Origin of the sequence: Peribacillus sp. NPDC058002, from assembly GCF_042886655.1 — a bacterium.
GTDB lineage: Bacteria > Bacillota > Bacilli > Bacillales > DSM-1321 > Peribacillus > Peribacillus aracenensis.
Window position 1 is genome coordinate 1 of the sequence record NZ_JBHVQU010000243.1, and the last position, 5090, is coordinate 5090.

Genomic DNA, 5090 nt, shown 5'->3' on the forward strand with positions numbered 1-5090 from the left:
AATCTGCCTCTTCGATCTCGATGCCCCAATCATGAGACTTGCAGGCCCGGATGTCCCAGCGATGCCATATTCACCATCATTGGAAAAATCCTTCATGGTGAATCCTGAAAAAGTGGAAAAGGCACTGAGGGACCTAGTTGCCTATTGAACGAATCTTAAAATAGAACAAACAAAGCATCCCCCATCTGGAGGGATGCTTTGTTTGTTCCTGTAATGGATCATACAGATGAAAAAACAATTAAGTAAATCGCCAAGGATGTCCGTGAACTTGGCCAAAAAGTACGCATGAATAAAAAAATCATTGAAACGCCATTTGAAATGCGTGGTATTATATGGTAAAAGGACTTTAGTTAAAGGAGCTTAAGATGAATACTGGACAATTATCCAATAATAAACTATTAGATATGGTGTTTGAGAGTACATATTATGGAATTGTAATTGTCGATAGTAATGGGAAAATTCAATACATTAGCAATAAATATTGTGAATTTTTAAATGTTGAACGCGACACAGTGATTGGTGAGCATGTGACGAATATAATTGAAAATACAAGGCTACACCTTGTAGTGCAAATAGGTAAATCCGAAATTGCTGATATACATTTTCTTCGTGGTGATTTTGTAATCGCAAATCGCATTCCTATCATTGAGAATAATGAAATAATTGGTGCAATCGGGACAATCATGTTTCGTGATCTTGATGATTGGAATAAAATGAATAGTCACATTAAGGAGATCCTGACAAAACATAATTTATACAAAAATGAAATAGGTGTTACAAATGGAGTGAAATATTCCTTACATCACTTAATTGGAAATTCTCAAGAAATACAACAGTTAAAAGAACGTGTGAAAAGGTTGGCTAGAGGTGATATCTCTGTTCTAATTAGAGGAGAAAGCGGTACAGGCAAGGAAATAATAGCACATAGCATTCATCAGCTAAGTGGAAGAAGCGACAAACCGCTTGTGAAAATAAATTGTAGTTCAATTCCCGAACACTTGTTAGAATCTGAACTTTTCGGTTATGAAGAAGGTGCCTTTACAGGGGCAAAAAAGGGAGGTAAAATAGGAAAGTTTCAATTTGCTGATGGTGGAACGGTTTTCCTTGACGAAATTGGTGATATGCCTCAGCAAATGCAAGTCAAGTTATTAAGGGTCCTTCAGGAGAAAGAGTTTGAGCCTGTAGGTTCGCTTTACCCAAAAAAACTAAATGTTCGAGTGATTGCTGCAACAAATCGCCCTTTAGAAAAATTGGTTGAAGAAAAGCTATTTCGTGAAGACTTATTTTATAGAATTAACGCTGTCCAATTATTTATTCCTCCTTTAAGAGATAGAATGGAAGATATCCCTTTACTTGTAGAGTATTTTTTCAATAAAATCACAGCTCGAATAGGAAAACGAGTAACCTCCATACACCCAGAGGTGATTTCATTAATAGAGCAATATAACTGGCCAGGGAATATCAGAGAACTAGAGAATGTAATTGATGCAGGTGTTCACCTATCAAATGAAGAGGTAATGGGGAAGGATGCTTTACCTGAGTCTCTTAAACTTCATAATGTGAATATGAAAGAATTAAGTTTAAAGGATTGTGTAGAGGAAACAGAAAAGAAGGAAATCGAAAAAGCGTTAAGGAGGTTTAAGTTTGATAAAAAAAGGGTTGCGGAAGCTCTCGGGATAGGGAATTCTACCCTTTACGATAAAATTAGAAAATATAAGATTTCTGACCAATAAAAATAAATCCGGGATTTCAGAATTCATTCCGAAATTCCGGATTTATTTTTTAATTTCCGTATTAATGTTGATAAAGTTCACATTACAGGAGAAACAAGGCTATAAATTATGAAAAACAATGAATGAAAAATCAGCTGATCTTACTTCAGTTGATTTTTTCTTGGTTATTTTCCGAAAAATCAGAAAAAAAGCCATCGACTTTTCCTCGATTATTAAGGACAGTAAGTCTGTAAGGGTTTTTTCCGTTTTGGAATGAATCTTGCATTCAAATTAGAAGAAAGGAGGAAAGAAAACGATAAAGGCGAGTGGACAATTTAAAGGCATGTAAGAGGGAATGTTTTGAAGTTTGAGAATTGATTTGAACATTAATGAATTTAGCGGCCTTAAAAGGAGGAATTTCATTGGATGTCGGTTTTATCACAAGAAAAATGGCGAATGATTTAAATAATATAAATCCTAGAAAAATAGCAATACAAGAAGAAGCAGGAAAGTCGATGACGTACATGGATCTCCACCTTATATCAAATGCGTATGCAAACAGGCTTTACGAAATTGGAGTGCGTAAAGGCGATCGTGTCGGTATTTTACTTTCCAACTGTCTCGAATATTTTAGTCTATATTTTGCCATTGCGAAAATCGGTGCAATTGCAGTTCGACTTAATTTTAGGCTTTCAAGTGCAGAGCTTGAGTATGCATTAAATGATTCACAGACAAAAATATTGTGCTTCCATTCTAACTTAGCCAATCAGCTGGAATCAATTAGTAATCATGTTTCTGTTGAGCGTTATTTTTGTCTTCCTCATAGAAATGGCCCAACCCCAGGATGGTCTGAGTCATGGAGTGTATTAGAAAGTGGTTCGGTAGATGAGGTCAAAGTCGATAACATTAAATTAAACGATCCAGTCATGCTTATGTACACATCAGGAACAACGGGAAGACCTAAAGGTGCGATTTGGACACATGATACAACTTTCTGGTTTTCCACGATACAAGCACTGAAATGGAAATTTACAGGGCAAGAAGTTGCGATGACGACAGGACCTCTATACCATGTTGGGGCGATGGAAGATATCGCACTTCCCATTCTACTGATGGGCGGAAGGGTAATAATTACAAAAAGCCAAGAATTCGAGATTGGAAGAATCCTTTCCGTTATTGAAGAGGAAAATGTGACCGATTCTTTTTTATTCCCTTTCATGATTTATGAAATGCTAAATTTGCCTGAAATTGAAAAGTATGAGCTGAAATCTTTAAAAACCATTTATACAGGTGGTGACCCGCTAATGCCATGGGCACTGGAACAATTAAAAAAGAGGTTTCCTCAAATTGGAGTTGTTCAAGTTTACGGGTTAACTGAAGGACAGCCAATTGCGGCTTCGCTTGAACCAAAGGATGCTTTTACAAAAGGCCATACCGTTGGGAAGCCGATGCCACTTACAGAAATAAATATTATCGATGAGGATGGAACGCCTTTGCCAGTTGGTGAAATTGGTGAAATCGCTATTAAGAGTCCAGCGGTTTCTGAGGGGTATTGGAGGAAACCAGATGCCACAATGGAAACATTCGTGAATGGGTGGTGTAAAACAGGAGACCTGGGAAAGTTCGATCATGATGGGTATCTATCAATTGCCGGCAGAAAAAAAGATATGATTCGGAGCGGTGGTGAAAACATTTACTCAGCGGAAATTGAAGATGTCTTATACCGCCATGAGGAAGTGAAGGAAGTTTCTATAATTGGTATTCCTGATCCCAAATATATTGAGGCTGTATGTGCTGTTATTGTTAAAAAAGAAGGAGCCAAACTTACGGAGGAAGATGTTGTTAATTACTGTAAGGATCATCTTGCTAGCTATAAAAAACCTAGAAAGGTCACATTTGTTGATGAAATACCACGTACCCCATCCGGAAAGGTCCAAAAGTTTATTCTTCGTAAACAATTTAGCGGTATGGATAAATAAGGGGTTTATGGAAGGTTGAAAAAGGCTTTGTTAATACATTATTTCACTTTGTTTTAAAAATCACATAACCACAAAGAATTCTAGCACAGATATCTGGGGTCACCCACAGATTCCCGTTTTTCAATAATGCCAGAGTATTTGGAACCCACAAGTACACTTTAGGTTTAGGAGGAAAGCCGATGAAGAAGAAGGACCAAGTAGTTTCATGGTCGAAACAGAGTAATATTGCAACGATTATTATTGATAATCCACCAGTTAATGTATTAAGCGCAGATGTTATAGAACAATTGAATCTTGTGGTGGATGAAATTGAAAGCGATTACAATGTTAAGGTCATTATACTTACCGGTGAAGGAGAAAGAGCTTTTGTTGCTGGAGGAGACATTAAAGATTTTCCAGCATGGATTGGAAAAGGAGTGGAAGAAGGAAAGGGGAAATCACTTTGGCTTCAGGAACCACTTAATAAAATTGAACGGTTATCAAGACCAACTATTGCTGCAATCAACGGATTAGCACTAGGTGGAGGATGTGAACTTGCTTTAAGTTGTGATATTCGAATTGCGGAGGAACATATTAGGATTGGGCTCCCTGAAGTTAAATTGGGATTGTTTCCAGGTGCAGGGGGAACTCAAAGACTTCCTAGACTGATAGGTAAGGCCAAAGCAAAAGAAATGATCTTTACTGGAGAGCCACTGAATGCAGAAGATGCCAAACAAATAGGGCTTGTTAATCATGTTGTGCCAAAGGGTGAATCTTTAGAAAAAGCAATGGAAATTGCAAAATGTATTTGCAATTATTCTTTACAATCTTTAACTTTTGCAAAGCATTCTATTGATTTTGGTTATGAACAAACACTTGAAGATGGACTCGTGATTGAAGCTGAAAATTTTGGTCATGTTTTTCAGACTAGAGACGTAAAGGAAGGAGTTGAAGCCTTTATCAATAAAAGGGAGCCAAACTTCATTGATCAGTAAGCCTCATGACCAAACCAGTGGCAAGTCCGATTTTTGAAAAAGATCCTGATGCCGTGATCGTAAAAATGGCAGATTCTAAAGTAACTCATCTTTGTTAATATACAAAGTCGTTTAAGGATTCACTCGGGAAATTAATTAGGGTTCTTTACTAAATGTGCACTGGAAAACTGTCCTATCATGCCCAATAAGTCTTGGGGAAAAGCATTCAAACCAGCAACAAATGATAACATATATATTTGGAGAAAAAGGGGGAAGTCGAATTGGATGTAATGATCATTATTATTTCACTAGGATTACTTATGTTTCTAGCATATCGAGGATTTTCTGTTATACTTTTTGCACCATTGAGCGCTTTGTTTGCTGTATTTTTAACGGTTCCTGGACATGTTTTACCTTTCTTGTCTAATATATTCATGGTTAAGTTG

At 36.9% G+C, this 5090-nt stretch carries 4 protein-coding genes and 1 pseudogene; all 5 read left to right on the forward strand.

What is annotated here, in order from left to right; translation table 11 throughout:
• Window positions 1–148: transketolase C-terminal domain-containing protein (locus ACFVSH_RS22640; RefSeq protein ID WP_387707952.1), on the forward strand; the 148-nt coding region annotated here is incomplete at its 5' end.
• A gap of 217 nt (window positions 149–365) precedes the next feature.
• Window positions 366–1733, forward strand: coding sequence for a sigma-54 interaction domain-containing protein (locus ACFVSH_RS22645; protein ID WP_387707946.1), 1368 nt, complete (start codon window positions 366–368; stop codon window positions 1731–1733).
• Between the two features lie 401 nt (window positions 1734–2134).
• The gene (locus ACFVSH_RS22650; protein WP_387707948.1) at window positions 2135–3691 is read left to right on the forward strand and encodes an AMP-binding protein; all 1557 of its coding nucleotides are present in this window, start codon (window positions 2135–2137) and stop codon (window positions 3689–3691) included.
• 179 nt (window positions 3692–3870) lie between these two features.
• Complete coding sequence (locus tag ACFVSH_RS22655; protein ID WP_387707950.1) at window positions 3871–4665, forward strand: enoyl-CoA hydratase/isomerase family protein; 795 nt, start codon at window positions 3871–3873, stop codon at window positions 4663–4665.
• Window positions 4666–4934: 269 nt separating this feature from the next.
• A pseudogene (locus ACFVSH_RS22660) lies at window positions 4935–5090 on the forward strand (GntP family permease); the annotation flags it as partial.